The sequence below is a fragment of the Thermogemmatispora tikiterensis genome (assembly GCF_003268475.1).
Classification (GTDB): Bacteria; Chloroflexota; Ktedonobacteria; order Ktedonobacterales; family Ktedonobacteraceae; genus Thermogemmatispora; species Thermogemmatispora tikiterensis.
The window spans coordinates 30,043-32,820 of record NZ_MCIF01000002.1 but is presented as its reverse complement, the minus strand read 5'-3'; the positions used below and the strand labels follow the sequence as shown (position 1 = coordinate 32,820).

Here is a 2,778-nt window from a genome sequence, read left to right as displayed (position 1 = left end):
AGGGTCTTTGTCAGTAATTATAGCACAGAGGTGGCATAAGGCAAGCAGGCAGAATATGTCAGTAATGTTTCCTGACATATTGACAATGTCACTAGTGTCTGCTAGAATTAATGACAGAAGTGTTGGCCGTCACTACCTATGTCATTTATGTGTCAGTATGTCACTCGATAGAAATAGTGCCAATGACATAGAGTGGTGGTCTGTGAGAGCACACTGACAACAGCATATGACTTACGTGATGCGCGACAGGGGGCCAAGCGCCTGGACGACATGTGGGAAGGGCAAAGGAGGAAGGCCGGCGAGTTGGAGGTGGTGTGTCCTTCGATCCTGGGGAGGGACTGGCTCGCTCGGGGGTGCGCGGCGATTTCTCCTGTCCCTGAATATGCCTCATGGGAGACTGTGGTTCCTGTGGGTCTGCCACCAAGCCGTATCTTTTCGATCTCCATCAGCATGTTGTTTCCCCAAGGAGGTCCTCGTGTCTGTTGTTCTGTCTTTGCCTGCTGGACCGCGTCGGCGACGCGGTCGGAGATCGGTCCGTGCTCCCCGGGCTGTGCCCTATGCCAGCCTGGTCTTGCAGGCTCGTCGCCTGTGTGGACACACGGTCCTGGTTCCTTTCCCTGTGGGCCTTCGTGCCGATGGGACTCCCGCGCTCCGCCAGTATTGTGGGGTGGTCACCGCTGTTTCCTCTGACGGAAGCGTGTGTGTCCGCTTCGAGGATGGTTGCGAGCGCCATTTCGGCGTACCATTTGCTCTGGAGTCCTTCCGGGTGCTTTCTGCCTAGCCCGTTGTCCTTCCATACGCCCCTGGACCGTGGCTGTAACTGAGGCTGTGCGATCACCAGGGGGAAGCCAGAAGAGCGCCAGGGGAGAGGACACAACGAATCATGGCACCCGCAGGCGTGTCTCTTGTGGGTGCCAGACCTCCCTCTGGCATCGACGGGTTCCCTGCACTCCTTGCGAGTCCCCACCCAGGTGCCAGCGACGTTTCAGCAGCGGCTGGCCACGCTTCGGTCTGGTTCGCTGAGCTGGCTTCAGGTTTTCGGCTGCTTTCTCAGTCTACCCTTCTCTCTGTCTTCTTGCTGTCTGTCTTTCCCTTCCGATGAAGGAGGTGTGGTATGTCCTCTGTGTCCTTCTGGGTCGAGGCCCCGTGGTACATCCGCTGGCGCGGACGGGAGTGGCCTCTGACTGAGCTGGAGGAACCCCTGCGACTGTGTGGACGTGACCCGGTGATCCTGCAGGAACCCGCTGCCTTGTTCAGTCCTGACGTGCAGAACGAGCTCCTTCGCGGCACGTTTCGGCATGTTGTCTCGGTTGCGGCGGCTGCCCTGGGGGCTGACGATGCCCTGCTCTTCTTCCACCCCCACCATACCAGGGAAGACTGGCAACTCGCGGGACGACTCCGCTACGATCTGACGGGACAGCGTGGGCCGCATGCACTGCTGCTGGCCCAGCGACGTGCCTGGACACTGTTGGATCGCCATTGGCCTCTGCCGGAGCGAGAACAGCTGCTCACTGCTTTCCTGCATGGCTTCGCACGGCGGTTCCTGGAGGACCAGCACATCCCTCCCCAGTACTGCCCGTTGCTGGTTCCCCAGGGGGTGTTCCTGGAGGTGGTGCCCGTGCGTTCAGAGGAAACTCCTCCCGCTCACCCGGAACAGGAACCGCAAGTGCCGGGGAAGGAAGCGTCCTCGGGTTCCACCGGCTGGTTGCTGCTGCAGCCCTGGGAACGCCCGCCCTCTGCGGTGTGTTTCCCGGCCCCTGCGCCTGCGTCTGTTCAGATTGATGAGATCCGGTTGAACCGCCCGTATCCCTGGTGGTGAGACCAACCCGCCAGCGAGGTGTTCCTGGGGTTCGTCGTCTCACTCCCCTGCCCTGCCAGGCCCCAGGCGCACCTCGCACTCCTCCGTTCGCACGCACGCTTGGAAAGGGGTGTTCCCTCGTGATCCCTGCGTCTGCGGCTCCTCTGCCTGACCTGCACTGGCCCCTTGCCTGCCGCTGGACCGGCCTGGCAGAGGAGCCAGAGGACGCTGTTGCCTCTCTTGCTCACTTCCGCGCTGTTGGATGTTCAGTCACACGCTCGATTGCCATAGGAAAGATGGAGGCTTCCTTGTGATGGCCCCTACACGTACTTCCCGGCCTTCTCCTTCGGCCATTCCTCCCCGAGCCAGCCGTCTGCGGCCCCCTGCCACGGTCTCCGAGACCGTGGAGGAGTCCACCATTCCCGACGCTTCAGGCCCCATTCACCGTCTCGCGCCCCGGCCCCGGCTCGGACGCCTGCAAGCGCTGCTCAGTCTGAGCGGTGGCATGGTGCTGGCATTGCTCTGGCTGTGCTGGCTCGGTCCTGCCGTCAGCTCCTGGCAGGACCAGTACACCTATGGAACCGCCCGGGTCAGCGAGTTAGACCTCCAGGATCATGGACGGCTCCTTCATCTGCTGGCTCAGGACTGGCACGGCACCATTCTCGTGATCGCGGTGACTGCCCCGGCCTCCGGCTCGGGGCAGGATACCCCTGGCATTCACCTGTGTACCTTCCCGGGCGTGCTCTCGGAGCCTGCTGGCAGTCCCCCACGAGTGGTGACACTGCAGCTCCAGTCACCGCCGGGGCAGGCCCATCCCGTGATCCTGGTTCAGGTGGAGGGCGTTCCCTTCCGCCTGGTCTGTCATCTGTCAACCGCTGCTGGCCCTTCCAGGTCCACAGCCGCGCTGCCTCTCTTTCCCAGGAGGACCGGTCATGCCTGAGTCATCAGACCTCCCTCTGACGGCTTTCCCCGAGGAGCCG

3 protein-coding genes are annotated in these 2,778 nt (G+C 62.1%); all 3 read left to right on the top strand.

The genetic code is table 11. The features are described 5' to 3' along the window. The first annotated feature begins 475 nt into the window (after window positions 1–475). Window positions 476–781 carry a hypothetical protein gene (locus A4R35_RS23775; RefSeq protein ID WP_146747047.1) on the top strand — a complete coding sequence of 102 codons (306 nt, stop codon included), beginning with the start codon at window positions 476–478 and terminating at the stop codon, window positions 779–781. A 333-nt stretch (window positions 782–1,114) separates the two neighbouring features. Then, the gene (locus A4R35_RS00145) at window positions 1,115–1,819 is read left to right on the top strand and encodes a hypothetical protein (protein WP_112425383.1); all 705 of its coding nucleotides are present in this window, start codon (window positions 1,115–1,117) and stop codon (window positions 1,817–1,819) included. 292 nt (window positions 1,820–2,111) lie between these two features. Next, the gene (locus A4R35_RS00140; RefSeq protein ID WP_112425381.1) at window positions 2,112–2,738 is read left to right on the top strand and encodes a hypothetical protein; all 627 of its coding nucleotides are present in this window, start codon (window positions 2,112–2,114) and stop codon (window positions 2,736–2,738) included. The last annotated feature ends 40 nt before the right edge of the window (window positions 2,739–2,778 follow it).